The sequence below is a fragment of the Arthrobacter castelli DSM 16402 genome, from assembly GCF_000430705.1.
Taxonomy (GTDB): domain Bacteria; phylum Actinomycetota; class Actinomycetes; order Actinomycetales; family Micrococcaceae; genus Arthrobacter_C; species Arthrobacter_C castelli.
Genome location: NZ_AUMN01000007.1, coordinates 115,203 through 141,843 on the forward strand (window position 1 = coordinate 115,203; position 26,641 = coordinate 141,843).

22 protein-coding genes and 1 riboswitch are annotated in these 26,641 nt (G+C 64.3%); of the genes, 13 read left to right on the plus strand and 9 right to left on the minus strand.

Going from position 1 to position 26,641, the window contains the following annotated elements; translation table 11 throughout:
* The first annotated feature begins 16 nt into the window (after positions 1–16).
* Positions 17–1,531, plus strand: a complete 1,515-nt coding sequence (locus H535_RS24590) for a sugar porter family MFS transporter (RefSeq protein ID WP_281171237.1) — start codon at positions 17–19, stop codon at positions 1,529–1,531.
* 105 nt (positions 1,532–1,636) lie between these two features.
* Positions 1,637–3,196, plus strand: a complete 1,560-nt coding sequence (locus H535_RS0109640; RefSeq protein ID WP_051298937.1) for a sulfatase family protein — start codon at positions 1,637–1,639, stop codon at positions 3,194–3,196.
* Positions 3,197–3,269: 73 nt separating this feature from the next.
* Here the strand turns inward: H535_RS0109640 and H535_RS0109645 are convergent, their stop codons facing one another.
* Positions 3,270–3,677, minus strand: a complete 408-nt coding sequence (locus H535_RS0109645) for a VOC family protein (RefSeq protein ID WP_026819380.1) — start codon at positions 3,675–3,677, stop codon at positions 3,270–3,272.
* A 157-nt stretch (positions 3,678–3,834) separates the two neighbouring features.
* Between H535_RS0109645 and H535_RS0109650 the strand changes: the two genes are divergently transcribed.
* The 3 genes from H535_RS0109650 (at position 3,835) to H535_RS0109660 (ending at position 8,873) form a co-directional block, all read left to right on the plus strand.
* Positions 3,835–6,432, plus strand: coding sequence for an ATP-dependent Clp protease ATP-binding subunit (locus H535_RS0109650; protein WP_026819381.1), 2,598 nt, complete (start codon positions 3,835–3,837; stop codon positions 6,430–6,432).
* A 357-nt stretch (positions 6,433–6,789) separates the two neighbouring features.
* A complete protein-coding gene (locus tag H535_RS0109655; RefSeq protein WP_026819382.1) occupies positions 6,790–7,818 on the plus strand; it encodes an isopenicillin N synthase family dioxygenase in 1,029 nt (342 codons plus the stop codon).
* A gap of 293 nt (positions 7,819–8,111) precedes the next feature.
* The gene (locus H535_RS0109660; RefSeq protein ID WP_026819383.1) at positions 8,112–8,873 is read left to right on the plus strand and encodes a MerR family transcriptional regulator; all 762 of its coding nucleotides are present in this window, start codon (positions 8,112–8,114) and stop codon (positions 8,871–8,873) included.
* 50 nt (positions 8,874–8,923) lie between these two features.
* On the opposite strand, the gene H535_RS0109665 is transcribed toward H535_RS0109660, so the two are convergent.
* From H535_RS0109665 to H535_RS0109675, 3 genes are all read right to left on the minus strand, one after another.
* Positions 8,924–10,471 carry a GMC family oxidoreductase gene (locus tag H535_RS0109665; RefSeq protein ID WP_026819384.1) on the minus strand — a complete coding sequence of 516 codons (1,548 nt, stop codon included), beginning with the start codon at positions 10,469–10,471 and terminating at the stop codon, positions 8,924–8,926.
* Between the two features lie 26 nt (positions 10,472–10,497).
* Positions 10,498–11,904, minus strand: a complete 1,407-nt coding sequence (locus tag H535_RS0109670; protein WP_026819385.1) for an aldehyde dehydrogenase family protein — start codon at positions 11,902–11,904, stop codon at positions 10,498–10,500.
* Positions 11,905–12,227: 323 nt separating this feature from the next.
* Positions 12,228–13,172 carry an AraC-like ligand-binding domain-containing protein gene (locus H535_RS0109675; protein WP_051298939.1) on the minus strand — a complete coding sequence of 315 codons (945 nt, stop codon included), beginning with the start codon at positions 13,170–13,172 and terminating at the stop codon, positions 12,228–12,230.
* 112 nt (positions 13,173–13,284) lie between these two features.
* On the opposite strand from H535_RS0109675, the gene H535_RS0109680 reads away from it, so the two are divergent.
* Positions 13,285–14,256, plus strand: a complete 972-nt coding sequence (locus tag H535_RS0109680; RefSeq protein ID WP_026819387.1) for an NUDIX domain-containing protein — start codon at positions 13,285–13,287, stop codon at positions 14,254–14,256.
* A gap of 6 nt (positions 14,257–14,262) precedes the next feature.
* On the opposite strand, the gene H535_RS28370 is transcribed toward H535_RS0109680, so the two are convergent.
* Together H535_RS28370 and H535_RS0109690 are read right to left on the minus strand one after the other, a co-directional pair.
* Positions 14,263–14,904 carry an RES family NAD+ phosphorylase gene (locus H535_RS28370; RefSeq protein ID WP_026819388.1) on the minus strand — a complete coding sequence of 214 codons (642 nt, stop codon included), beginning with the start codon at positions 14,902–14,904 and terminating at the stop codon, positions 14,263–14,265.
* Positions 14,901–15,434 (minus strand): MbcA/ParS/Xre antitoxin family protein, encoded by a 534-nt coding sequence (locus tag H535_RS0109690; RefSeq protein ID WP_026819389.1) that lies wholly within the window; start codon positions 15,432–15,434, stop codon positions 14,901–14,903. Before H535_RS0109690 ends, H535_RS28370 begins: the two co-directional genes overlap by 4 nt.
* Before the next feature lie 183 nt (positions 15,435–15,617).
* Positions 15,618–15,715: riboswitch (SAM riboswitch) on the plus strand.
* 93 nt (positions 15,716–15,808) lie between these two features.
* On the opposite strand from H535_RS0109690, the gene H535_RS0109695 reads away from it, so the two are divergent.
* Both H535_RS0109695 and H535_RS0109700 read left to right on the plus strand, forming a co-directional pair.
* Positions 15,809–17,212, plus strand: a complete 1,404-nt coding sequence (locus H535_RS0109695; protein ID WP_026819390.1) for an LLM class flavin-dependent oxidoreductase — start codon at positions 15,809–15,811, stop codon at positions 17,210–17,212.
* 50 nt (positions 17,213–17,262) lie between these two features.
* Positions 17,263–18,294 (plus strand): NAD-dependent epimerase/dehydratase family protein, encoded by a 1,032-nt coding sequence (locus H535_RS0109700; protein ID WP_026819391.1) that lies wholly within the window; start codon positions 17,263–17,265, stop codon positions 18,292–18,294.
* Positions 18,295–18,340: 46 nt separating this feature from the next.
* Here the strand turns inward: H535_RS0109700 and H535_RS0109705 are convergent, their stop codons facing one another.
* Positions 18,341–18,841: a GbsR/MarR family transcriptional regulator gene (locus H535_RS0109705; RefSeq protein WP_026819392.1), complete on the minus strand. Its 501-nt coding sequence runs from the start codon at positions 18,839–18,841 to the stop codon at positions 18,341–18,343.
* Positions 18,842–18,979: 138 nt separating this feature from the next.
* Here H535_RS0109705 and H535_RS0109710 point away from each other — a divergent pair, with 138 nt between their 5' ends.
* From H535_RS0109710 to H535_RS0109730, 5 genes are all read left to right on the plus strand, one after another.
* A complete protein-coding gene (locus tag H535_RS0109710; RefSeq protein ID WP_026819393.1) occupies positions 18,980–20,542 on the plus strand; it encodes a GMC family oxidoreductase in 1,563 nt (520 codons plus the stop codon).
* An 87-nt stretch (positions 20,543–20,629) separates the two neighbouring features.
* On the plus strand, positions 20,630–22,111 hold the full coding sequence (locus H535_RS24595; protein WP_081416571.1) for an aldehyde dehydrogenase family protein: 1,482 nt from the start codon (positions 20,630–20,632) through the stop codon (positions 22,109–22,111).
* Positions 22,111–23,289, plus strand: a complete 1,179-nt coding sequence (locus H535_RS0109720) for an amidohydrolase (RefSeq protein ID WP_051298943.1) — start codon at positions 22,111–22,113, stop codon at positions 23,287–23,289. Before H535_RS24595 ends, H535_RS0109720 begins: the two co-directional genes overlap by 1 nt.
* Before the next feature lie 118 nt (positions 23,290–23,407).
* On the plus strand, positions 23,408–24,052 hold the full coding sequence (locus tag H535_RS0109725; RefSeq protein WP_026819395.1) for an NAD(P)-dependent oxidoreductase: 645 nt from the start codon (positions 23,408–23,410) through the stop codon (positions 24,050–24,052).
* Positions 24,053–24,133: 81 nt separating this feature from the next.
* Positions 24,134–24,799, plus strand: a complete 666-nt coding sequence (locus H535_RS0109730; RefSeq protein ID WP_026819396.1) for an alpha/beta hydrolase family protein — start codon at positions 24,134–24,136, stop codon at positions 24,797–24,799.
* 44 nt (positions 24,800–24,843) lie between these two features.
* Here H535_RS0109730 and H535_RS24600 read toward each other — a convergent pair whose 3' ends face one another.
* Both H535_RS24600 and H535_RS0109740 read right to left on the minus strand, forming a co-directional pair.
* Positions 24,844–25,362, minus strand: coding sequence for a DUF4411 family protein (locus tag H535_RS24600; RefSeq protein WP_051298945.1), 519 nt, complete (start codon positions 25,360–25,362; stop codon positions 24,844–24,846).
* Complete coding sequence (locus H535_RS0109740; RefSeq protein ID WP_026819397.1) at positions 25,359–26,522, minus strand: ImmA/IrrE family metallo-endopeptidase; 1,164 nt, start codon at positions 26,520–26,522, stop codon at positions 25,359–25,361. Before H535_RS0109740 ends, H535_RS24600 begins: the two co-directional genes overlap by 4 nt.
* Positions 26,523–26,641: the final 119 nt, after the last annotated feature.

Sequence of the window (26,641 nt, forward strand, 5' to 3'; positions counted from 1 at the left end):
GAAAGGCAATGATCTTATGCCCGGGGAATCCGATCACCTATCCGTATCGACGACGCCGACTCAGGCGCCTCCCGCTGATGCGAGTCCCCCCGTCCCACCACAGGCACGTCGACACGCCATAGGGGCGGCGACCGCGGCGTCCATTTCGGGCCTCATGTTCGGCTGGGACGCGATGTCGTTGAACGTCGTCAAGAGCGCGCTGGGCTTCCACACTGGTGCGGGCCCCGGCATGCTCGGGTTCGCCATCGCCTTCGGCGTCCTCTCTGCCGTGCTGGGCGCGTTCCTGTCCGGACGGCTGTCCGACCGCGTCGGCCGTCGGACCATCATGGTGGTTGCCGCGGTGCTGTTCATCGTCTCGTCGGTGGGCACGGCCTTCATCGGTTCGTCGATGGCGATGTTCTTATTCTGGCGGCTCTTCTCCGGAATGGCTATGGGCGCCGCGATGACCATCGCGCCGGCATACATCTCCGAGACCTCCCCGGCTCAGATGCGGGGGATGCTCGTTTCCCTCCGGCAGTTCATGCTGATCATCGGGCTGTTCGTGTGCGGGCTCCTCGGCGAGGCGATGCTCGGCGCGGCGCCGGATCCCGGCGGTGATCGGCCACTGTCGACGTCGCAGCTGCCCATGCTGGGGCTGAGTCTCGAGGTATGGCAGTGGGCGTTTTTGTCCGTGGCGGTCGGCGGCGTGATCTACCTGGTCGCCTCCCTGCTCATCCCGGAATCACCGCGCTACCTCATCGCGCACGGACGCATCGAACGCGCCCGTGAGGTACTCGCCCGCACCGTCGGAGAGCACGCTGTCGATGACCGGATCGGCGAGATCTCGCAGTCCCTAAAGTCTGGCGCGAAGGGTGGCGGTTTCAAGTCGCTTCTGAGCCGCAGCGGTTCCCGAATTCAGCGCATCGTGTGGATCGGAATCGGCCTGGCCGCGCTGCAGCAACTGGTCGGCATCAACGCGATCTTCTACTACGCCACCACCATCTTTTCCACCCTCGGGTTCGACGCACAGGACGCGCTGCAGAAGACACTGATCCTTACCGCGGTGAAGATCGCCGCGATCGTCACCGGAATGCTGCTGATCGACCGCATCGGCCGGCGCCCGCTGCTGATGTGGGGCTCGATCTTCATGTTCGCCGCCCTGGTGGTCACGGCGCTGACGATGCTCACCGCGCCGCAGGTCGACGGCGCCCCCGACTTGGCGAACTCGCCGATCCGCGCCGTCCTCGCGCTGGTGGCCCTGTGCCTTTACGTCTTCGCCTATGCCGGCACCTGGGGCCCTATCATGTGGGTGCTGATCGGCGAGATGTTCCCCAATCGGATGCGCGGCGCCGCCACGTCGGTCGCCGGCGGTGTCGAATGGATGTCCAATTTCGCAGTGACGTTGACGTTCCCGGTGCTCGCCGTATGGTCCATTGGCTCCACTTACAGCATCTACGCCGCCGTCGCGCTGCTGTCCATCTTCTTCGTGTGGAAACTCGTACCCGAAACCAAGGGGCTCGAGCTGGAACAGATGGACAAATTTGCCGACTGATCCCCGCCGCCCAGCCAGGCCCGCACCCGACGACGTCAGCACCGACGACATCTTTTGAGCCGTCGTCGGGGCACGCCAAAGACCCTTTGAAAGAGCAGGTAACACATGAGCGAGGACGCACGTCCGCAGGCCGGCCACCCCACCGGCGTATCCAACACTCAGCGGAAGAACATGCTGATGCTGATGACCGATCAACATCGCGTGGACACGCTGGGCTGCTATGGCAGCACGATCTGCCGGACCCCGAACCTTGATGCCTTGGCGGCCAGCGGCACCCGGTTCGACTCGTGGTTCACGCCCACCGCAATCTGCACACCCGCCCGCGCATCGCTGTTCACCGGCGCGGCACCATTCCGGCACAAGCTGCTTGCCAACCACGAACGCAACGTCGGCTACATGGAGGATCTGCCCGACGAGCAGTGGACCCTGCCGGAGGAGCTGCGTGCCAATGGGTATAACTGCGGTCTCGTTGGCAAGTGGCATGTTGGGGAAAATCGCACCGCGGCGGATTTCGGGTTCGATGCCGAGCATTATCCGGGGTGGCATAACCCTGTCGACCACCCGGATTATCTGCGCTACCTGGAGGAACACGGTTACCCGCCGTATCGGATCACTAATCAGATGCGCGGAACATTTCCCAACGGCGAGAAGTCGAACCTGCTGGCGGCCCGGTTGCAACAACCAACGGAAGCAACTTTCGAGCACTACCTGGCTGATCGTACGATTGAGATGCTCACCCGCTATGTCGACGACATAGATGCGACACAGGCCCCGTTCTTTCTCGTCTCGAGCTTCTCCGGACCGCATCTGCCCTACATCGTCCCGGATGAGTACTTCGACATGTACCATCCCGCCGACGTAGTACTGCCGCCCTCGGTTGCCGAGAACTTCGCGGACAAGCCGCCCGTGCAGCAGAACTATTCCCGGCACTGGGCGTTCGACTCCATGACCGAGGAAGAGTCCCGCAAACTCATCGCAGTGTACTGGGGGTACGTAACGATGATCGACGAGGAGTTCGGACGCATTCTGCGAGCCTTGGACGAACTGGGCCTGGCGGATACCACCGCTGTGGCCTTCAGCTCCGATCACGGAGAATTCACCGGTTCGCACCGCCTGCACGACAAGGGGCCGGCAATGTACGACGACATCTATCGTACCGGCGGCATTATCCGGGTACCCGGTTGCACCCCGCAGGTACGCGACGAATTCGTCACCCTGCAGGACCTGACCGCGACCTACCTGGACTTGGCGGGACTCAACACGGAACCGGCCGTGGATTCGCGGTCACTGCTTCCGCTGGTGCGCGGCGAGGACGTTGCCTGGGACGACCACGTGGTGTGCGAGTTCCACGGGCACCACTTCCCGATCGCGCAGCGCATGCTGCGGGGGCGCCGTTACAAGCTGATCGTCAATCCCGAGTCGGTCAATGAGTTCTATGACCTGCAGACCGACCCGGACGAGTTACAGAATCGGAATGACGACCCGCTGCTGACGGACACCCGGAACGCGATGCTTGCCGACCTGTATGAACGGCTGCGTGCCCGGGGCGACAACTTCTATCACTGGATGTCGTCGATGTATGAGATCGGGGACCTCGATTACGACCCGACGATGTCCGGTTTGGACGAGTCCAGCTACTGTGTTGCGGCCACCGGGGACGCATGAGGGGTCGGTAAACCGTGGAACTCACGTACGCCGCCCGCGTACTGACGAACGGCAGCAGCCCCCGCTGAGCCGCTTACAACCCGCGCTGGTCACGGCGGATGGGATGGTCCACGGGGACTTCGACCAGCACAATCCGCACGCCATCGGGATCGGCGATCCACATTTCGACCAGTCCCCACGGTTCCGTCTGCGGACCGCGCAGTACCGTCACACCGGCTTCGTCCAACCGCCGGTGCTCCGCGGCCACGTCCCTGACCTGGACCCACAGTTCAAGGTGACCCGGACCGCCGTCGTTGTTGCCCGCGTTATCCCTTTGTCCGGAGACCTCGAGCAAGCCGTTGCCCATGAAGAACACCAGCCCCGGGGCATTCGGGTCGCCAAACTCCCGGGAAATGGCCAGACCCAGAACATCACGATAGAAAGCCTGGCTCTGCTGAAGGTCCGACGGGCGTAGAATCACGCGGCTGCTCAAGGGGTCCATGCCCTGATCATCGTCCAGTAATCGAGCGGCGGTCAACTGCGCCCTCGGCCATGACTTGAGCCACTCACACTCAACTTTTCCTCGAAGTTGGAATATACTCGGACATGAAGCGTTAACTTTAGTGACATCCGCTCAATATTCTTTATGGAGGAACTAGATGCCATCGTTCTTTGGATCCGCAGCTTCCGACAGCGGCTCATTCGACGAATTCCTGGCCCGCTACCTGCAGGGCCAAGGTGCTGCCCGTTCGCAGCGCCCCATCGACATCACCCGTCTGCTCAGTCGGCGCTCACATGAGGTGCTCAGCCAGGCGGCCCGTTTCGCCGTCGAGCACGGTCATGCCGAAATCGATGCGCTGCACATCCTGCGTGTGATGCTCGGCCAGGAACCGGCCAACGAGGCCATCCGCCACACCGGCGGCGACCCGGCGGCCATCGCTCGCGATGCGGAACAGCGGCTGCCGGAAAAGACCAACGAAACCATCGACACTGCGCCGTCGCTGACGTCCCCGGCACAGCGCGCCCTGCTGGACGCTTATCAGGTTGCCCGCTCGTTCGGCTCAACCTATATCGACCCGGAGCACATGTTCTTCGCATTCGTGCTGAACCAGGACGCTCCGGCCGGACAGGTCCTCGCTGCCCACGGCGTGACGCCGCAGTCGCTGCAACAGGCCGCAGGCCAGGAAGCAGCGCAGGGGCAGCCCGGAGCATCGACCCGGCAAGGCGGATCGAACAGCGAGACGCCGATGCTTGACCAGTTCGGCACTGACCTGACGGCCCTCGCCGGCGACAAGGGCCTGGACCCGGTGATCGGCCGTGCTGACGAGATTGAACAAACCGTGGAAATCCTCGCCCGACGCACCAAGAACAACCCGGTGCTGATCGGTGAGGCCGGCGTCGGCAAGACCGCCATCGTTGAAGGGCTGGCCCAGGCGATCGTCGACGGCGGTGTCCCCGCCCAGCTGCACGGCAAGCGCGTGATCTCCCTCGACCTGCCCGCCATGCTCTCCGGCACCCGCTACCGCGGCGACTTCGAAGAGCGCCTGACCAAGACCATGGACGAGATCAGCTCGCACGAGGGCGAAGTCATCGTCTTCATCGACGAGCTGCATACCGTGATGGGCGCAGGCGGCTCAGGCGAAGGCGGCATGGACGCCTCCAACATCCTCAAGCCGCGGCTGGCCCGGGGCGAACTGCACATGGTCGGCGCCACCACCCTGGCCGAGTACCGGAAGGTGGAAAAGGACGCCGCCCTGGAGCGCCGCTTCCAGCCGGTGATGATCGGCGAACCGAGCAGCGAGGACACCGTCCGGATCCTGGCCGGACTGAAGGACCGTTACGAGGAGCACCATGGCGTGCAGTACACGGACGATGCCGTGCGCGCCGCCGTCGACATGTCCTCCCGGTACATCACCGACCGTTTCCTGCCGGACAAGGCGATCGACCTGATCGACCAGGCCGGTGCCCGGCTTAGCCTCAAGCGCGGCCCCAAGGTCGACGTGGAGGCGCTGCGCGAGCAGGTCACCTCGCTCGAGTCTGCCAAGGGTGCGGCGGTCTCCGGAGAAAACTACGAGGAGGCCTCCCGGCTGCGCGACGAAATCGAGTCGGTGAAGCAGAAGCTGGCCGCCGCTGAACAGACGGGCGGCACAGCAAGCGGCGCAGAGGGACTGCAGCACGACGTCGGCCAGTCCGCCGTCGACTCCGTGGTCGATGAAGCCCATATTGCCGAAATCATCTCCCGCGCCACCGGCATCCCGGCGGCCCGACTCACCGAAGGCGACCGCGAGCGCCTCGGCCGGCTCGAGGACGACCTGCACCAGCGGGTCATCGGACAGGACGACGCCGTGACAACCATTGCGAAGTCGGTGCGCCGCAACCGGACCGGCATGGGCGACGAAAACCGGCCCGTGGGCAGCTTCCTGTTCCTCGGACCGACCGGCGTTGGCAAGACCGAGCTAGCCCGCGCGCTGGCCGAGTCGCTGTTCGGCGACGAAAACGCGATGCTGCGATTCGACATGAGTGAATTCGGCGAACGGCACACCGTCAGCCGGCTGGTCGGCGCTCCCCCGGGCTACGTCGGCTACGACGAGGCCGGCCAGCTGACCGAACGAGTGCGCCGTAATCCGTACTCGGTGGTGCTGCTGGACGAGGTCGAAAAGGCCCACCCGGACGTGTTCAACCTGCTGCTGCAGGTGCTCGACGACGGCCGCCTCACCGATGGCCAGGGCCGCACAGTGGACTTCCGGAACACCGTGGTGATCATGACCTCGAACGTCGGCTCCGAGTTCCTGGCCAGCCGGATCGGTGCCATGGGCTTTACCCCGAACAGCGACGCCGGCGACGGCTTCGGCTCGGACAAGGCCATGCGGGACCGAGTGATGGGCCGGCTGCGCGAGACCATGCGGCCCGAGTTCATCAACCGGATCGACGACATCCTGCTGTTCCGCAAGCTGGAGAAGGATCAGCTGCGCGAGATCGTGAGGGTGCAATTGCAGCGCACCGAGGCACGACTGCAGTCGCAGGGCATCGGGCTGAGTATCAGCGACGAGGCCGTGGACTGGATCGCCGAGGCCGGGTACGAGCCCGAGTACGGCGCCAGGCCGCTGCGCCGGGTCATCCAGCGCGAGCTCGACGACCGGATTGCCGACCTGCTGGTCGCCTCCGAGCTGGACGACGGCGGCCACGTCAGCGTCACGCTCGACGGCGACAGCCTCCGGGTCGACGTCGGCGTGGTCGAAGGTGCCATGGCCGCGTAACCAAGCGGTGGTCGACCAAGCGAGGAACGAGCGTATCGAGACCCGCGTGAAGACCTGTCCGACGCCGGCACTCAACAAGGGGTGCCGGCGTCGGCATTTAATCCAACTCATTTCCGTTCCGGGAACCTGCTATCACCGGCACGGGCATCCGCCGGGCCGTACCGGGACCATCGATTGGTCACTATCCACCTTTTCGTGCCGAGGAGTCAGTATTTGCCGGAACTTCCCCTTCCTATACGGCAGATCCCGCCCAATGGATGGTGAGGACAGTCGAATGTGCGCCACCGGTGCGGGGCAGAAGAATTAAACCGTAACGTTCATGCTTCGCTTAGGGGCCGCCGGTGCTAGCCTGCCAGCATGAAAGCACCTCAGGCGACAATTCCCGTCCTGGATATGAGCACTGCCCGGCTGGCCGACGGCAACTTCAATCCGGAGTTCATCGACCAGCTGCGCGATGCGGCCCATCGGGTCGGCTTCTTCCAAATCACCGGCTACGGCGCCGCGGAGGGACAGGTCTCCGGACTCCTCGATTCGATGAAACGCTTCTTCGACCTGCCCTTGGAGGAACGGCTCGAACTGGACAACCGGAACTCACCGCATTTCCGCGGCTACACCCGGATGGGCACCGAAGTCACCCAGGGCCGGACGGACGCTCGCGAACAGTTGGACTACTCGCCGGAGAGTGCACCTGTCACCGATTACCCGCAGGATCAGCAGTATTGGCTGCTCCGTGGCCCCAATCAGTGGCCGGACGAGGTGCAGCCGGACCTGCGGGAAAATGCCATGGCCTGGGCCGAATTGATGTCGTACGTTGGCCAGGAGCTACTCTCGGCCATCGGCGTGGGACTCGGGCTGCCGGAGGATTACTTCGACGAACCGTTCGCCGACACTCCGCACTGGATGGGGAAGCTGGTGCACTACGTCGGCGGCGTCGTGGAGGATGCAGGCGACCAGGGCGTGGGAGTCCACGCGGACTATGGCTTCGTCACGCTGCTGCTTCAGGACATGATCGGCGGGCTCGAGGTGCGACCGCCGGAATCTGACGAATGGCTGCCGGTTGAGCCAATAGAGGGCGCGCTGGTGGTCAATCTCGGCGAGATGCTCGAAGTCGCCACCGACGGCTACATCACGGCCACGGTCCACCGGGTCACCGCGCCGCCGCCCGGCGTCGACCGCTACTCGGTGCCCTTCTTCTGGGCTCCCCGCCTGGACGCGGTCATCGACCCGGTTCCACTCCCCGACCAGCTTCAATCGGCCTCGCGTGGCCGCACCGACGATCCCTCAAACCCGATGCTCTCGAGCTTCGGCGCCAACATGCTCAAGGGCCGGGCACGCGCCCATCCGGACGTCACCGAAAAGTTCCACCCGCAGCTGCTTCCCAGCTAGGGCGTTCGCAGCTGCTTCCAAATAGGCAGTGGGACACATGTGCTGAGCACTACAGCTGCGACAGGCAGGAGGGCCGGGTCATCCCGGCCCTCCTTTTTGTGCCCCCGAATTTGATTTCTCTATGCCCCCGACTGCCCGATCGAACCTCGTGAAACCAATATCCCAACGAAGCGTTGACATTGACGTCACGTCAACCCCTAATGTGAATTTCGGATGTTCTTCGAGACGAAAGGTGGGCGGCCATGAACACCGGTCCCCGACTGGATTGGAAGCCTGCGGACGTGCCCGGAGAGGTGGACTGGCCCATCCAGGACATCGCCCGGATGACCGGCACCACCAGCAGGACATTGCGCCACTATGAGCACATCGGCCTGTTGGCACCGAGCCGCACCGGGTTCAACGGCTATAGGCACTACGACGCCGATGCGCTGGTGCGGCTGCAACGGATCCTGCTGCTGCGCGAACTCGGCTTGGGGCTGCCGGCCATCAAGGATGTGCTGGACCGCAGTGGCGGTGACGCGACAGGGGCATTGCGCACCCATCTGGGGTGGCTGCGGGCCGAGCAGGAGCGCATCGGGCGACAGATCACGTCAGTAACGAACACCTTGGAGAAACTGGAAGGAGGTGAACAACTCATGGCAGAAGATATGTTCAACGGCTTCGACCACACCCAATACAAGGAGGAGGTCGAGCAGCGCTGGGGTGCCAATGCCTACGCCGAAGGCGACAAGTGGTGGCGCTCCATGAGCGACGACGAGAAGTCGGAATGGCAGCGGAATATGCAGCAACTGTGCTCGGACTGGAGCGCGGCCGCGGACCGCGGCGTCGACCCGGATTCGGGCGAGGCTCAGCAGCTGGCGCAACGTCAGTTCGACTGGCTGGCCGGCATCCCCGGCACGCCCGGCGCTTCGCGGGGCGGCCCGACGAAGGAGTACTTCGTGGGCCTCGGCGAGGTGTACGTCGCCGATCCACGCTTCGCGGCCAATTATGGCGGCCAGGCGGGCGCGGAATTCGTCCGCGACGCGATAACCGTCTACGCCGAGCGCAACCTGTAGGAGCGGCCGGTTGCGGCGGGCGGTCTGGATCCGCCACCCGCCGTCCCCGGTCAGCTGCCGAGGTCTTCGCCGGTCAGCAGGACAGCAGCGCGTTCGGCGATCATAATGGTTGGCGCGTTGGTGTTGCCGGTGGTCACCCGCGGCATGATCGAAGCATCGGCGACGCGCACCCCGTCGAGACCGTGGACCTTGAGCGTGCGTGGGTCGACCACCGCATCCACGTCCTGGCCCATCCGGCACGTGCCGGCCTGATGGTGGTACGTCACCACCGAGTCGCGCACGTACCGCTCCAGATCCTCGTCGCTGTCCGAAACTTCCCGTCCCGGGTGGATCTCTTCGGCTTCCCATACCGACAGAGCAGAGCTCCGTCCGATTTCCCGGCACTGCCGCACCGACGCGACCAGGGCGTCGACGTCGGCCCGCTCGGACAGTGCGCCAAGATCGATCCGGATGGGATCGTCCGCGCCGGGACCGCTCAGGGTGATTTCGCCGCGGCTCTGCGGCCGCACCAGCCCGCCGAGCATGGAGAAGCCATTCTCCGGACCGGTCATCTCCCCCGGTCCGTAACCTTGCGAATACATCGGCACCGAGAAGAAAATCGGCTGGGTGTCGGGGACCGGCAGGTCCGGCCGGCTCTTGGCAAACAAATGCACCTCGGCCGGAGCCACCTCCGGCGCGGGCACGGGCGTGCTGCTGCCCGTGGCGAATATGACGGGAGAGAGCAGGTGGTCCTGCAGGTTCTTCCCGACACCGGGCAGGTCGTGCACCGGCCGCACTCCGGCGGCCTCAAGCTCGCCTGCGGGCCCGATTCCGGACCGCAGCAGCAGCTCAGGCGAGTTGATCGCCCCGGCACAGAGAATGGTCTCGGGGGCCATCAATGTCCTGGTTTCTCCGTCGTGCTCGAATTCGACGCCGGCGACCACCCCGCCCTCGACCACCAGCCGGCGGACATGCGCCCCCGTCAGCAGGGTGAGGTCGGGATTTAAAGCCTCTGGCTTCAGGTACGCATGCCACGTGTTGAAACGCTTGCCGTCACGAACGTTGAGCTGCATCCGCGATACACCCTCGACATCGCCGGAGTTGTAGTCCTCATTCAGCTTCACCCCGGTTTCGACGCTGCCTTCCAGCATCGCTTCCTGCACCGGATTGCGCGGATAGTCTTCGGCTACATCAAGCAGACCCGCCGCTCCCCGTGATTCGGAAGCGCCGCCGTCGTATTTCTCAATAGCTTTGAAGACCGGCAGCACCTCATCCCACGACCAACCAGGACAGCCCAGATAGGCCCAGGTGTCGTAGTCCTGCCTGGCACCGCGGACCCAGATGGTGGCGTTCAGCGCATGCGAGCCGCCCATCACCTTGCCGCGGGGCACGTCAAGGCTCCGCCCGGAGCACCCCTGCTGTTCGGTGGTCTGGTAGTCCCAGTCCTGCGGGCTGTGCCAAAGGGCGCCGAGGTTATACAGGTGCTCGATGTTGGGGTTGGTGTCATCGTCGCCGGCCTCAAGGACAGCGACGCGCTTGCCGGCGTCGAGCAACCGGCGGCCAATAACGTTGCCCGCCGACCCGGCCCCGACCACGATGTAGTCGATATCGGTGCTCATCTGGTCGACACTCCTTGCTCCACCGCTCACTGGCTGATCACCCGCGGGACACCGAGGGCCTTGAGGCCGGCGACACCGAACTCGAGCCCATAGCCGGACTCCTTGATGCCGCCGAAGGGGATCCGCGGATCAACTGCACCATGTTTGTTGATCCACACCGTGCCCGCCTCCACCCGGGCGGCGACTTCCCTGGCCCGGGCCGGGTCGGAGGACCAGACCGAGGCGCCCAATCCGACGTCGAGCCCGTTGGCCATCTTCACCGCCTCGTCCACATCCGAGTAGCGGATGATCGGCAACGCCGGCCCGAACTGCTCCTCGGCCACCAGCGGATTGTTGTTGTCGATATCGGCAACCAGCGTCGTCGGGTAGAAGTAACCGGTGGCGTTGCTGTCCGGGTTGCCGCCCACCAGCACGCGGGCGCCGCCTTCCCTGGCCGCCTCCACGAGCCTGGCGACGATGTCGAACTGGGCCTGGTTCTGCAGCGGGCCCAGCACATTATTCTCGTCCAGACCGTTGCCCATCGGCATCTGCCCGGCGACTTCGACCAACGCGTCGCAGACCTGGTCGTAGAGGGAATCCGGGACGTAGAGGCGCTTCATCGCCGCACAGGTCTGGCCGGTGTTGATGAACGCGCCCCAGAACAGGTCCTGGGCAATCGCCTTTGGATCGACGTCGTCCAGCAGAATGCCGGCGTCGTTGCCACCTAGCTCCATGGTCACGCGCTTGACCGTGTCCGCCGAGGAGCGAATGATCGCCTTTCCTGTGGCGGTCGAGCCGGTGAACATGACCTTGTCGATGGCCGGATGGGCCGAGAGTGCTTCGCCGACCTCGCGTCCGCCGGACACGACATGCAACACGTCCTTCGGCAACACCTGGCTCAGCACGGCGCCCAGCGCCAGCACGGACAGCGGGGTGTATTCGCTCGGCTTGAGCACCACGGTGTTGCCCATGCGCAACGACGGGGCGATCTGCCAGACGGAAATCATCATCGGCCAGTTCCACGGGCCGATTGCGCCAACCACGCCGATCGGCCGGTAGTGCACCTCGGCGTGGGTCTCGCCGTCGTCGACCACCACTTCCGGTTCCATCTCGAACGATGCCGTGGCGCGCAGCCAGGCCGAGCAGGCTCCCACCTCGAAGCGGGCGTTCGGCCCGTTCAGCGGCTTGCCCTGCTCGCGGGAGAGCAGTTCGGCGAGCGCTTCGGCGGAGGCTTCGACGGCATCTGCCGCGCGATTCAGGTACTCGCTGCGCTCGGCATGGGAAAGCGCACCCCAAGTCGGCTGTGCAGCACGGGCGGCGACGACGGCGGCATCCAGGTCGGTCGCAGTGTGCACCGGGGCATTGGCGACCTTTTCGCCAGTGGCCGGATCCTTGATCTCACGCGAATCGCCACTTGGTGCTATGGCGGAGAGCAGGTCCCGGTAGGTGCCCAATTGGTTATCAAGTTCGGTGGTCATGTCCATCTCCTGTTCCCCCGTGCAGCGGACGCGCGGGCCGACTGTGTCACTTGCATCAACTGTGCCCCGGAACACATCGGCTTGTCTTGTCTTTCCCGGCAGCGCATTTGTCACCCAGTGCGCGTTTGTCGAAGCTCAGGCGCGGGTGCCGACGAGGTTAGGTGGGTCGTTGACCACCACGCCATAAACTATGCCCTTGCCTGAGAACTCGCCGGTTCCTAGCGGCGACTCCTTGGGTAAGGCCGCATTCTGTCCAGGAGAGCGGCGAATCCTTGGCGAACGGCATCACGTCCGTCCGCTCACGCGGCGGCGAGCCCCTGCACCTTGCGGTACTGGGAGGGCGAAGCACCAAAAGCGCCTCGAAACGCCCGGCTGAAGTGCGCGGCGTCGACCAACCCCCACCGTGCTCCGATGGCGCTGACCGGGACGCCGGCGTGGAGCGGATCGATCAGATCCCGGCGGCACCGCTCCAGCCGACGTTCCCTAATCCACCCCCCCACGGTGTGCCCGCTGTCGGCGAAGAGCTGATGCAGGGTGCGGGTGGAGATGTAATGCGCGGCCGCTATCGCCGGAGGCGTCAGGGACGGATCGGCGAGGTTGGCATCGATGTGGTGTTGAACCCGGCGCAGCAATCGGACGTTCCCGTCTGCGGCTTGATCCGGGCGGGTGTATATTTCATCCGCCAACAGCGTGGACAGCAGGTCGACGACGTTCATCGCCAAGCGGTTGCCGATGGGCCCGTCCAGGGTGGGCAGCATGTGGCCGATCTGGCTCACGAACGGGACGATGGCGTCGCCGAGCCGCTGCCCCTTGCCCATCCGCACCGCGGTGAGTTCGGCGACGTCCTCCGGCGACAGTCCAAGCAAGTGCTGCGGGAACATCAACACCAGCGTGCGGAAGTCCTGGTCAAAGGTCAGCGTGTAAGGGCGCTGGGTGTCGTAGATGGCCAGATCGCCCGGCCGCATCACGGTTTCGCGACCATCCTGCAATAACAGTGCGTGACCATCGACCTGCAGATTGAGCTTGTAATGCCCGGCACCGCCAGCAGCGATCAGTTCAGGGGTGCGGACCACGGTGTGGGCGGAGGCGTCCACCTGCATCATGCCGAAGTCCTGCAGCCGACGCCCCCCGATACGCCCGCCGAACCGCCCGGCACGGACAGGTTCAGCATTCAGCGGCACAAAGGAGTTCGAGATCAACCGGCGCCAGCCGGCAAACGAATCCGCGTCGTCAATCTGATACATGGTGTCCTCCCAATGCGTTCCTAGTCCCCTCAACGCATATGGAAGCCAATGTATCCCAGTTCACGGCAAGACCCAATGGGCCCCCGCGCCTGCATCGTGGCAAGCTGGGAGTATGGCAGCTTCAGACCGCCCACCCCCACGCACCGGCCCGCGCGATCCCGGAGACGCCTGGGTGGAAGGCCCCGACGGAACACGGATGTGGGGGCGGTTCGGTTCGGCCGGGTTGGTGGCTTTCGACCCGGACCGCGGCATCCTGTTGCAACACCGGGCAGTGTGGAGCCATTTCGGCGGCACCTGGGGGATCCCGGGTGGCGCGCGGCATCAAGGTGAGGCCGCCGTCGATGCCGCATTGCGGGAGGCGCACGAGGAAGCCGGAGTTCCGGTCGATGCCCTGACACCTTTGTTCAGCAGCGTCCGGGACCTGGGTTTTTGGAGTTACACCACAGTTGCCGCACGCACCGTGCGTCCCTTCGAACCGAGCATGAACGACGCCGAGAGCCTGGACTTGGCGTGGGTTCCGCCAGCCGACGTCGAGCATCTGCCGTTGCACCCGCACTTCGCCGAAGACTGGCCGCGGCTGCGCGCCCTGTTGGAGCACCCGGCGGTGCTGATCGTCGACGCCGCCAACGTAGTCGGTTCCCGCCCGGACGGTTGGTGGCGCGACCGTGCCGGTGCCGCCGGCCGGCTGTTGTCGAACCTGGCGGCAGCAGCCGACGACGGGTTTGCCGCCGACATGTTCGAGGTCAATGCCGGGAGCATCTGGCCGCGGACCGCCGTCGTGCTCGAAGGGGCCGCGAAAGCAGCGGCAGCCGCCGGCCGCTACACCTTGGACGGCGGCCGGTCTGCCCGAGCAGGGCCCGACACATCCCATGGCCGGAACCGCGATCCGCTGTGGATTGTCCATGCCGCCGGCTCCGGCGACGACGAGATTGTTAACCAGGCCGGGTCCTTCCTGGCCGAGGACCCGGACGCTCCAATTACCGTCGTGACTTCCGACCGTGGCCTGCGCGGAAGGGTCACCGGCCTGGGTGCCAGGGTCGTCGGCGCGGGTTCCCTGCTGGATCGCCTGCCGCCCGGGCGCTGAATTTCGTCAGGATGCGACGACTATCTGCCATTTCAGTTTCCGGGCTGTATTAGCTGCCATCGTCATGACGTCACTGTGATCAAGACTGCGGGAGAACTGCGGGGCGACGGGGAATGCAGTCCCTGCGCGCGAGTAAAGCACGACCACAGCGCCTCCGGTCATGGTGGAAGGCACGAGCAGACCGTCAATGCTCGTGCCGAATTGCTCCCGGATTGCGTTCGCCCACGCCCGGCACGTTTTCTTCGGCGACTGAGGCAGGGATGCGGACGCATGGTTCCGCACAGCCCAATCACTATTGAGGATGTCGAGCAGCTCCAAGGGCCGTGAGGGCGTCCAGCCGGAGAGGGTCTTATCCGAAGTCAGGGTGATTAGACGGTCCCGCTGGAACACTTCGGCAAACACAGTCGCGTAGTCCTGTGCAGTGTATGACACCCCAACCAGCGGATGCAGCTGCGTCGGCACAGGGTGAGGATCCCATCGGAACGCCGGGAGCGGCCCGTAGCGGCGCAGATCATTCCATGCTGCAGGATGCGCTCCAGCCGTTGTATGGATACGCCACAGCGGCCCTGTATATCGAACGACCTCGGCCGGGTCCAGCGAAAGGGGGAGTGAAGGGGACCGTGGATTCTTCGGCTTCCCTGAACTCACTCGTATCCCAATTCGTCAACCAGCTGCTCGACCGCATCAACGTCCCCGCCGGATGTCAAAAACTCGACGGGTGAAAGCCCGCCCAGGGCCTCGTTGGGGGAGGTCATGAATCGCTCGATGGACTGCGGGTGGAAATAGCGGGGGAATAGCGGCAGGAGGCGGCGCAGGCCGGGAACCACGTGCCCTTCTTCGGTGAACTGCCACCGGGGGAACCGGAGGGTGCTTTCTGCGACGCCAGTGCCCGGGGAATATAGGTCGCCGCTTAGACGTGACCGCCGCACGTTCGACTCAAGCCGTCCCAGCAGCTGCGCAACCTCAGCAGTAGTCAGCGAGTTGGCCTCTATCGACTCGTCAGCAGTGATGCGCCCCTTTAGCGCCTTCATTCGTGAGGCCGTGCGGGCTTCGTCAGTCAGGCCGGTCTCGGTCAAGTCTGTGTGCCCCAGAATGAATTCGCGCTCTCCGGCGGATAGAGCTTCGGACTGGCCACCGCCAATCTCCTGGAGGATGGCGAGGAAATCCTGGGGACTCATGGGATCCCCCCGCCGATGGAGTGCTTCATGAAGTTCCGCAACATAGTTCGAAGTTGGCGTGCTCATACTCAATGATACAGCCTGATACGGGGTGTCGCCATATTCAGGCCGTGGATGCTGCGTTAAGGATTATGACCGGCGGAAATTGTCGTTGGAGGCCCGCATAGGGTCAAATAGAGACTGTAACCATCCCGAGCGGCCGAGAGACCTGGATCGTTGACGCCGCAGCAACCAAGTCGTGTCTGACACGAAAAAGGTGCTACCGCCAGGACCGATGGAGAAACATCAGCTTTGCGTTTTTCTCCCGCGATCACCCGCGCGGAGATATGCGGCAGGATGTGCATTCCATGGGCCGATTCGAAGGAGCCCCTGCGATGACAACGAACGACAACACCGGCCGGCACATCCGTTTCAATGCCTTTGACATGAACTGCGTCGGGCATCAGTCACCGGGACTGTGGCGCCACCCTGACGACCGGTCCGCCGATTACACCGACATCCGTTACTGGGCTGAGCTGGCCAAGACCCTGGAGAAAGGGTTCTTCGACGGTATCTTCATCGCCGACGTCCTGGGGACCTACGATGCGTTCGGCGGCAACCGTGACGCGGCGGTGCGATCCGCCTCCCAGACACCGGTCAACGATCCCGCGCTGCTTGTCTCTGCCATGGCCCTGGTCACCGAACACCTCGGCTTCGGCATCACCGCCGGCACCGCCTACGAACATCCGTACCCGTTCGCCCGCCGGCTCTCGACCCTTGACCACATCACCAATGGCCGGGTCGGCTGGAACGTGGTGACCGGATACCTGCCGTCGGCGGCCCAGAACCTGGGCGCGAAGGACCAGCTGGAGCATGACGAACGCTACGATCACGCCGATGAATACCTTGAAGTCATCTACAAACTACTGGAGGGCTCCTGGGAGGACGACGCCGTCGTCCGCGACAGCGAAACCGGTGTCTTCACCGACCCGGACAAAGTTCACGACATCGGCCACGAGGGCAAATACTTCAATGTCCCGCTGAGCCACATCAGCGAGCCCTCCCCGCAGCGCACTCCGGTGATCTACCAGGCCGGCGCCTCCCCGCGCGGCATCGAATTCGCTGCCGGAAACGCCGAGGCAATCTTCGTCGGCTCCCCCACCAAGACCCGGCTGAAAGAAACCGTGAAAAAGATCCGCGACGCCGTCGAGGCCGCCGGACGCGACCGGCATTCAGTGCGCATCTACACCCTGATGACCATCATCACGGACGAGACTTCGGAAAAGGCTGAGGCAAAGCACCAGGACTACCAGTCCTACATCAGCAACGAGGGGGCGCTGGCGCTGATGTCCGGATGGATGGGCGTTGACCTGTCCGGCCATGAGCTCGATGAGCCGATCGGCAACGTGGACTCGAACGCCATCCAGTCCGCCGTGACGAACTTCCAAAAGGTCAACGACGACGGCACGCCCTGGACGCTGCGCGATATCGCCGAAACGGCCGGCATCGGCGGCCTCGGGCCCCGTATGGTGGGTTCCGGTATCGAAATCGCCGACCAGCTGCAGGAATGGGTGGAGGAGACCGACGTCGACGGCTTCAATCTCGCCTACGCGATCACACCGGGCACCTTCGAGGACGTTATTGAGTTCGTGGTGCCGGAGCTGCAAAAGCGCGGCGCCTACCCCACCGAATACGTCCAAGGCACCCTGCGGAACAAGCTGTTCAACCAGGGGGACAAGTTGCCCGAGGAGCACAAAGGTAGCCGCTACCGGATTGGCGCTGCCGCGCTGGCGGGGTAGGGGTCGACCGGGCCATTGTTGGGCCGACGCCCCCTTGCTACGGTCAAAGCATGCGCATCGGAATTGTGGGAGCCACCGGCAACATCGGCACGGCGCTGTTGCGGCGCCTCAAACGCGCAGCAGCAGAGTACGACGGCGGGGTGCAGCTGGTCGGGATAGCCCGGCGGTTGCCGGACGACTCGGCGGAACCGTACGACGGCGTCACCTGGGTCAGCCACGACGTCGCTTCCGGCCATCATGCGGAGCTGGTTGAGGCGCTCAAGGGGTGCGATGCCGTCGTACATCTTGCCTGGGTGCTGCAGCCGAACCGGGACGAAGCAGCGATGCGTCGGATCAATGTCGACGGCACCGCCCACGTCTTGGCCGCGGCAGCCGACGCCGGGGTATCCCAGGTGGTGTGCGCCACCTCGCTGGGTGCCTACTCTCCCGGGCCGAAAGACAGATTGGTGGATGAGGACTGGCCGACCGGCGGCATCGGATCGTCCCACTACAGCCGCTTCAAGGGTGAGCAGGAAACACTGCTGGATGATTTCGAGGCCGCCCATCCAGACATCACGGTCTCCAGGATCCGGCAGGCCCTGAGTTTCCAGCCCGACGCCGGCAGCCAGATCGCCCGGTATTTCATTGGGTGGCTGCCCACGCCTGCCATCCACACGTTGCGGATCCCGCTGCTGCCATTCCCCGCCGAATTCATTTTCCAAGCCGTCCATGCCGACGATCTGGCGGACGCGTACTGGCGGGTGCTGGACCGACGCTCCGCCGGAGCCTTCAACATTGCCGCAGAGCCGGTGCTGGGCCCGCACGCCGTCGCTACATTAGTCGGAGCCAGACGCTGGCTACCGATCCCAGTGCCGCTGGTGCGCGCCCTGGTTGATATCGCCTGGCGGCTTCGCCTGGTGGCGCTGGATCCGGGATGGGTGGATATGGCCCGGCAGACCCCTCCGATGGACACCACCCGGGCACGGACCGAACTGGGATGGTCCCCGACGGTGGACAGCCTCTCGGCAGTCCGCGAACTGCTGGAGGGGATGGGCACCGGACGGGCGATTGATGCGTCGCCGAGCATGGGACCGCGATCCTGAGCGCTAAAGCTCCATTCCTGCACGCGCTCTCATTTCTCCCCGACCGTTAGTCCTCGCCTCGTGATTGACCTTCCCACCGCTCCACGTACTCCGACAGCAGTCTTTCCAACCGCTCCGCGATGAAGACGTAGTAGTCGGCCATGTCCTGCAGCCGCCGCTGCTGCACCGCCGGAAGGTCGGCCCCCTTCTGCTGGGCATCCCGGGCGAAAGTCAGGAGCTGGGTCGTTGCCTCCACCTGATGTTGCAGACACCCGATCCATGCGTCAGGCCGCCATTGAAAGACGAACTGCCGCTGGCCGGGTTCCTTGAACCGCTCCACGACGCCGTTGACCATCAGCAGCCGCGTCGTCTCCGACACCGAACCCTTACTGGCCTCGAGAGCATCCTGGAGCTGCGCCAGCGTCAGCGGTGACTCGCTGAGCATGAGCACGCCGGCGGCCCGCCCCGCCATCGGCGGCCATCCCATGGCACCGCCGATACGGACGCCGAAGTCCTCAATCAGCGCATGTTCCAGACCGTTCTCATCGGTACTGGTTGGCACAGACACGGGCTACTCCTAAAAGTTCACGTTGAATTGAATATTCATTCTTGACTGAACGTGTGAGGTGACGCATAGTAAACATTGTGGCCATCGCAACCGGCCCAATGCCATCAGTTACTTGAGTTTATGCAAGGGAGAAGCAACATGACGAACGAGAGCTGGGACGTCATCGTAGTCGGAGCCGGTTCGTCTGGTTCGGCCTTTGCTGTCCGTTCCGCCGAGAAGGGTAAACGCGTCCTGTTGCTCGAAGCCGGCAGCGACTACCGCTCCGCCGACATGCACGAGGCATGGCGGTCGCCCAACCCGGTCGTGGCGCTGATGGATCCCACAGCCGTCGATGGCATGGTGTGGACGGGCCTGGATGCCACCCGCACTGGCAAGCAGCCGGCCGCGCCATACTGGCGCGGCCGGGGCGTGGGCGGCAGTTCGTCGGTCAACGGGCAAATCGCAATCCGCCCTCCGATGGCCGACTTCGCAGTCTGGGCAGAGGCGGGTTGCAGCGGGTGGGCACCCGAGGACGTGCTCCCCTACTTCGCCAAGCTGGAGGACGACGAGGAGTTCGGTGACGAGTCGTATCACGGCCGGGGCGGGCCGACCCCGATCTTCCGCATGCCCCAGGACCGGTGGGGATCCGTCGACGCCGCGCTGTCGGCATCTGCCTTGGCCTCCGGTTTTCAGCGGTCACCCGATGTGAACGCTCCGGACGGCACGGGCGTTTCTCCGTATCCGATCAATTCCCGGGACGGTCGGCGGGTTTCCACCAATGACGCATATCTTGAGGACGCCCGTGATCTTTCCAATCTCACCATCCGGGGCGACGCCTTGGTGGACAAGGTCATTTTCGAAGGCGGCCGCGCGGTCGGCGTCCGTTACCTCGTTGACGGGAAGGAAGTAGTCGAGCGCGCCGAGACCGTGGTCCTCAGCGCGGGCGTGATCCATTCACCGGCCATTCTCATGCGTTCCGGCATTGGGCCGGAGCGGCAGCTGCGCTCCCTCGGCATTGAGACACGAGCCGACCTCCCTGTCGGACAGGGCCTGCAGGACCACCCGATGGCCATGCTGTCCCTTCCGCTGGCCAAGGAAGCCGCCAACAAGACACCCCATGACCGGCACACCAACGTGTGTGTCCGCTGGACCAGCGGCCCGGAGGCACACGTCAACGACCTGATGTTCGTCTCGATGAACCAGAGCGTGCTGGCCATGGCAACTGCCAACACCGGTGCCGAGTTCGGCGCTTACGGCGTCTGGCTCAACCAGAACTATTCGCGCGGGGAGCTGACTCTGACCTCGGCAGACCCGGCCGCCCAGCCGGAGGTCAACTTGCGCATGCTATCGGATGAGCGGGATCTTTCCCGCTTGCGCCATGGGGTGCGGACGTTGGTTCGGCTGGCGGGCAACGAGGCCACTGGATCGATCCTCGACGGCTCCATCGAGCGGGAAAACCAGGCGCTGTTCGCGGCGTTGGACAATGACGGCGAACTCGATGACTATTTGCTGGCCACCGCGGGGGATGCGCAACACGGCACCAGCACCTGCCGAATGGGCGCCTCCGACGACGCCGACTCCGTGGTGGACCCGGCGTGCAGGGTTCTCGACGTCGAGGGCCTCCACGTCATCGATGCTTCCATCTTCCCGTCCGTTCCGCGGGCCAACACGAACTTGACCGCCATCATGGCCGGCGAACTCATGGCAGACCGTCTCGCCTGACCCCCTGCCCTGATCCCGATTCCGGTCCCGGCCACCCGGCCCCAAAAGCGGCGCCAGCGCCCAACCCCTCATTAGGAGTGCTTACTCATGAAGACCCTGCAACACCACATCGGCGGCTCCTGGACGGATTCGCGCAGCGAAACGTTCCTCGATCTCGTCAACCCTGCCACCGAAGAGACCATTGGACGGCTCCCGGCCGGATGCGCTGACGACGTCGACGACGCCGTTGGCGCGGCAGTTGCCGCCCAGACGTCCTGGAGTTCACTGTCCGTGGCCGATCGCACCGCCCGGATCGAGTCGTGGGCTGATCGAATCGCCGAGCATGCCGGCGAACTTGCCGAGCTGGAGTGCCGGGAGATGGGCAAACCGGTCGGGCTGGGACGCTCCTTCATCGAAGCCGGCACCGCAGGGCTCAAGGCCGCTGCGAGCCAGGCGCTGTCCTATCCATTCGAGAAGACCGTCGATTTGCCCGGCGGGAGCCAAACCCGGATTATCCGCCGGCCGCTCGGGGTCGCCGCCGTCGTCATTCCCTGGAACTTCCCCGTGCCGATGGTTCTCGGTGCGCTCGGGCCTCTGCTGGCGGCGGGGAACACCGTCGTCGTCAAGCCCTCGGAGCGCACGCCGCTGGCAACCGCCCGCCTGTTCGAACTGCTCGACCTGCCGGATGGCGTAGTGAATCTCGTCCTCGGCGACGCCCGCTCCGGTCAACCGCTGGTCGCGCACGGGCAGGTGGAGCTCGTCCACTTCACCGGATCCGTCACCACCGGTCAGCAGGTCGGGGCCGAGACGGGCCGGCTGCTCCATCGCTCCATCCTCGAACTCGGCGGCAAGGACCCGGTCATCGTCGACGCCGATGTGGACGTCGCGGCCACGGCCGGAGCCGTCGCCTTCGGTGCCTTCGTCAATACCGGGCAGATTTGCACCTCGATGGAACGGATCTATGTCCACCAGGACGTTGCGGATGAGTTCATCGACGCCCTGGCCGCGGCAGCGGAGACATACACCATGGGTAATGGTTTCGACGACGGCACCATGCTGGGGCCGCTGGTCAATGAGCAGCAGCGGCAGATCGTCCACGACCACGTCACCGACGCCCTCGCCGGCGGGGCAAGCCTCCGTACGGGTGGCCAATTGCCGGACGGTACGGGCTTCTTCTATCCGGCCACCGTGCTCACTGACGTCGACGACTCGATGCTGGTGATGACTGAGGAGACCTTCGGCCCGGTCGCCCCGGTGAGCGTCGTTTCCTCCTTCGACGAGGGACTCGAGCGTGCCTCGAACTCCACGTACGGGCTCGCGGCAACCGTCTACAGCAACGACCCCGAACACATTGCCGCGGCTTCCCGCATCCCGGCTGGCGTGGTCTGGGTCAACCAGTGGCAGGGCGGAGGTCCGGAAAGCATCTACGAACCGGCCCGCTCCAGCGGCATGGGTGCCACCGGGTCCACCGCCTCCTTCGACGCCGCCACTCGTCCGGTGTCCGTTCACATCGCTCCGCCGCCCGACACTCCAGCGGAGGCGCCGACGTCATCGGCCACGGAGCCGGCCACCGCGAGTTCGGCGCAGTGATGGCGGCCAGGACAACATTGGCCCAGTCACCGGTGGCCCCGTCGACGGTGAGGTCCGACATCGAATCGCGCATCCGGAACGCCTCAAACGACCTCGTCGACCTGTCCCATCGAATCCACGCCCACCCGGAACTGGCCTTCGAAGAGGTGCAGGCAAGCACATGGGTAGCGGAAGCACTCGGAGATGCCGGATTCGAGGTGAAGCACGGCTGCTACGGGCTGCCGACGGCGGTACGCGCCTCGATCGGTTCGGGTCCCGTGCACGTCGGCATCTGTGCCGAATATGATGCTCTGCCCGACATCGGGCATGCGTGCGGCCACAACGTAATCGCCGCCGCCGCAGTCGGCGCGGGACTGGGGCTGGCCGAATTCGCCGATGAGCTGGGCCTGACCGTCACCGTGTTCGGCACGCCTGGCGAGGAAGGTGGCGGCGGCAAGGTGCTCATGCTCGAACGCGGCGCGTTCGACGGTCTCGACGCGGCGATGATGGTTCACCCCGCCACGGCCGAGATGACCGCCATGCCCGGAACTGCCGTCACCCAGCTCAACGTGTCATACGCCGGAAAACCCGCCCACGCCGGCGCACACCCTGAGCTTGGCATCAATGCCGCCGACGCGATGACCATCGCCCAGGTTGCCATCGGACTGCTGCGCCAACAGACCAGCAAGGACGACAGAGTCGCCGGCGTCGTCTCCGATGCCGGAAGCGCGGCAAACATCATCCCCGATCACAGCAGCGGCCACTGGGTCCTCCGGTCCGATACGGCTGAAGCCCTGGCCGCGTTGAAGGAACGCGTGCTCCGTTGCTTCGAAGCAGGGGCCACGGCGACCGGCTGCGAGCTCTCGGCCACGACCACCGGTCCGGACTACGCGGATCTGCGCCCCGACGCCGGATTGCTGGAACTCTACCGCGCCAATGCCGAAACCCTCGGGCGCGTATTCCCTCCCGTCCCCTCCGATTTCGCCGGTGCGGCCACCGACATGGGCAACGTCTCCCACGTCGTACCGACCATTCACCCCATGCTCGATCTCGGCTGCAGCCCCGCGGTGAATCACCAACCCGATTTCACGGCCGCCTGCATCACAGAAACGGCCGACCGCGCCGTCGTCGACGGCGCCATCGCGATGGCGTGGACAGCCGCTGACCTTGCGATGCGATCCGATCTCAGAAGTGTTTGACCTCGGGCGCAGGCAGGCGTTGGGCGCACGGAATAAGTTGTTCCTTCAATTGATTCCACCTATTGGAGACTCATAACCGCAGCTCCCAGGGTCGCCCCTGCCCACGAAAGGAGTTTCAATGAAGATCGGAATTATCGGAGCAACAGGCAACGCCGGAAGCGCCCTTTTCGCCGAAGCGGCCAAGCGTGGCCATCAGACCACCGCTATAGCCCGTAACCCGGCCAGGGCCGCAGAGGTACTCGGTGACGATGCCGCGATCCTGGAACGTGATGCGTTTGACCTCACTGCAGAAGACCTGGCGGGGTTCGACGTCGTCGTCAATGCCTTCGGTGCCGCGCCCGACCAGGCGCATCTGCACGTCGACCTGACGCAGTCCCTGGTTGACCAGGGACGCGGCGAACACGCTCCCCGACTCGTCTTTATCCTCGGTGCCGGCAGCCTCACCACAGGCGGGGATAACCACCTGTTCGTCGAAGACCTCCGTAACCTCCCCGGGGCCGAGGCGTGGGTCTCCATTCCCGAGAACCAGCTCAAGCAACTCGAGCAACTGCGCACCGTCACCGAGGTTGATTGGGTCGGTGTGTCACCATCTGCGCAATTCACCCCCGGCGAGGCCACCAAGCCCACGCTCGGCGGCGACGCACTCCTGTACGCGCCCGATGGCGAATCGCACACCACCACCGGCACGATGGCCGTGGCCATCCTCGACGAGATCGAGGAGCCGGCCCACCGCCTGACCCGCTTCACCGTCAGCGACAGCTGAGAACCCGCATCCAACACCTTGGGGTTAGCGGCAACCCATGCGTTCCTGTCGCTAATCCACGTGTTGATGCATGATGAACGCATGACTTCGATCGAAACGCCGTTGACCTTTGCCGCCGGCGAGGAGACCGTATCCGGCATCTACGCCCGGCCCGACTCCCCGTTCGCCACGGTCGTGGTGGCGCATGGGGCAGGAGCCGGCATGGAACATCCCTTCATGTCCGGTTTTTCGCGGGCCATGAACGACGCCGGTGCGGCCACCTTGCGCTTCAACTTCCCGTACCGGGAAGCAGGCAAGAAGTTTCCCGACCGTCCGCCCAAGGCTATCGCCACCTGGCGGGCGGCGATGGCCGAAGCAGCGTCCCGGTCCGGCGGCGAGCCGCTGTGGGCTGCTGGCAAATCCTTTGGCGGAAGGATGGCATCGATGGCGGTGGCCGAGGGAATGGAAGCGGGCGGCCTCGTCTATCTCGGCTACCCCCTGCACCCTCCGGGCAAACCCGACAAGGTCCGCGACGAACACCTCTACGGTCTCACCCTGCCCATGCTGTTCCTGCAAGGAACCCGGGATACCTTCGCCACCACCGACAAACTCGAAGCAGTGGTGGATGCGATTGGGCAGTCGGCAGTCCTTCAGTGGATTGACGGCGGTGACCACTCCTTCAATGTTGCCGGCAACAAGCGGCCCGCAGAGGAAGTCGGCGCTTCGCTGTCCGGGCGGGTCGCCGCATTCATCCAAGCAAACAGCTGACCTTCAACTTCACCAGTCATCCGACACAACTCCATGTCGTTCGCTCAGCCCAAGTCCAACTGCCCGGATGACTCCGGCGACGTCCGGAACGTCAGTCCGAGTTGTCGGAACATCGTAAAAGGACTCGCGCACGAGGCGCCAACGGCCTGGGCGGCGTTGGGCATCTTTACGCGCTTCTTGGATCGTGGATCTGAAACCTCACGCGTCACCAACAGCGCCTGGCTGGCTCGTGCTTCGGCAACGAGCCGAAGATCCGCAGACGCCTCGAATTCGGCCAAGGCGGCGTCGGTAAACTGACTTTCGGAGTCAGCCCAGGCAACACAGTCCCGAATAGCGGTCACAGTCGCTGCTGTTTCGGTTATCCAGAACGAGCTTTTCCGGCGCCGGACCCAGTCCGCAAGCCAATCGCCGCCGCCAAGTTCGTTTTTGACAGCCGGGACTGAATAGATACTCCCGGCGTCGTTCATGTGCGTCAGCCAGTCCCAAAATGACGGCGCAATGTCATGGGCGTAATAGAAGCGATGGGCTTCGACGAGAACATTGGTATCGACAATATACTTCACGCGATTCCCAACTCTTCCGCGTACCGGTCAAACTGCTCCAGGTGTTTGAATCCCAGTAGCCGAATTGCATCGGGCAGCGGCGTCCCACCCTCCAGCCCATCCTGGATAATTGCCTTAGAGAGTGTCTCACCAACACGCAGAGGTTGATTCGCATAGAATGTGCCGCCCGAACGGGCTTGATCCTCAGACGCATGAGCCAGTGCATTGACCCGTGCGAGTTCATGTTCGTATATGTCGCTAAAGCCATCAGCCGCAACCAGACCTGCAGATCTCAGCCGCAACAGGATCACGAGCGTGCTGCACCGGTATCGCTGCGCCAATTCTTCTAAGGTATCGATGAGCTCGTGTTCGTCCGCGCTCGAGGGCAGACTGTCGATGGGCACGAGCACTTCAGCAGCCACGGAATTACACCAGCGTTCGACGGCATCGTCGGTGAGGTTCTCAGGCCCCTGATCATCGACGCCGGACTGCCCAAGCCACAGATGGGCGAATTCATGGATGAACGTGAAGATCTGACCGTTCTTGGTATCCGCCGAATTTATAAAGATGAACGGGGCGATGACGTCCGCGAGCGAAAAACCACGGAACTCATGCGGATCCAGCATCCTGTGAGTGTTGTTGGCAACCATGGATGTGGCTACGACAAGGATACCCAGCTCTTCGGCGGCACGGATCAAGTGTTTCCGTACCTCAGACATGATCCGGAGGCGCTGGCGATCTTGCACGGAAAAGCCCAACTGTCTACGGATTTCCGCCGCGACCTGGCGGGAATCGGCAGACACCGTTGCAGACCCCACAAACGTGCGTTCCTCTTCACCATCTCGGACGGCGAAATCGCGGTACCATGCTTGGCGGCGCTGAGACTGGTAAAGGACGTCGAGCAGGTCCTGGCTCGGCATGGCGGCGTCGTTTGAGCGTCCCGAGCGAAAGTCTGCAATGGGAAGCCGAACGTCGGGCGCTTCGTCCATAAAGAAAACACCAAAGGGTACGTGCGTGGCGTCCGCCAATTTTTCGACTTCATTGATCGTTGGTGCGGAGATCCCTTCCAGCCATTGGAACCAGTCATCGAAATGTCCGGCAAAGTACGAATCGTCGCGGCCGGAGCGTGCTTGCGCCCAACGCAGGACATCAGGAGATACGGGCACTGTAGCCGTCGTCATACTGTCCTCCGTTCTTTATTCCGAGACCTCATACTTCATTGTCATCGGCTGGTGCGCTACGCGTCTATTCCATCCTCCACCCTGTGGATCCAATCCAGTGGGAACACAACGTCATCAGC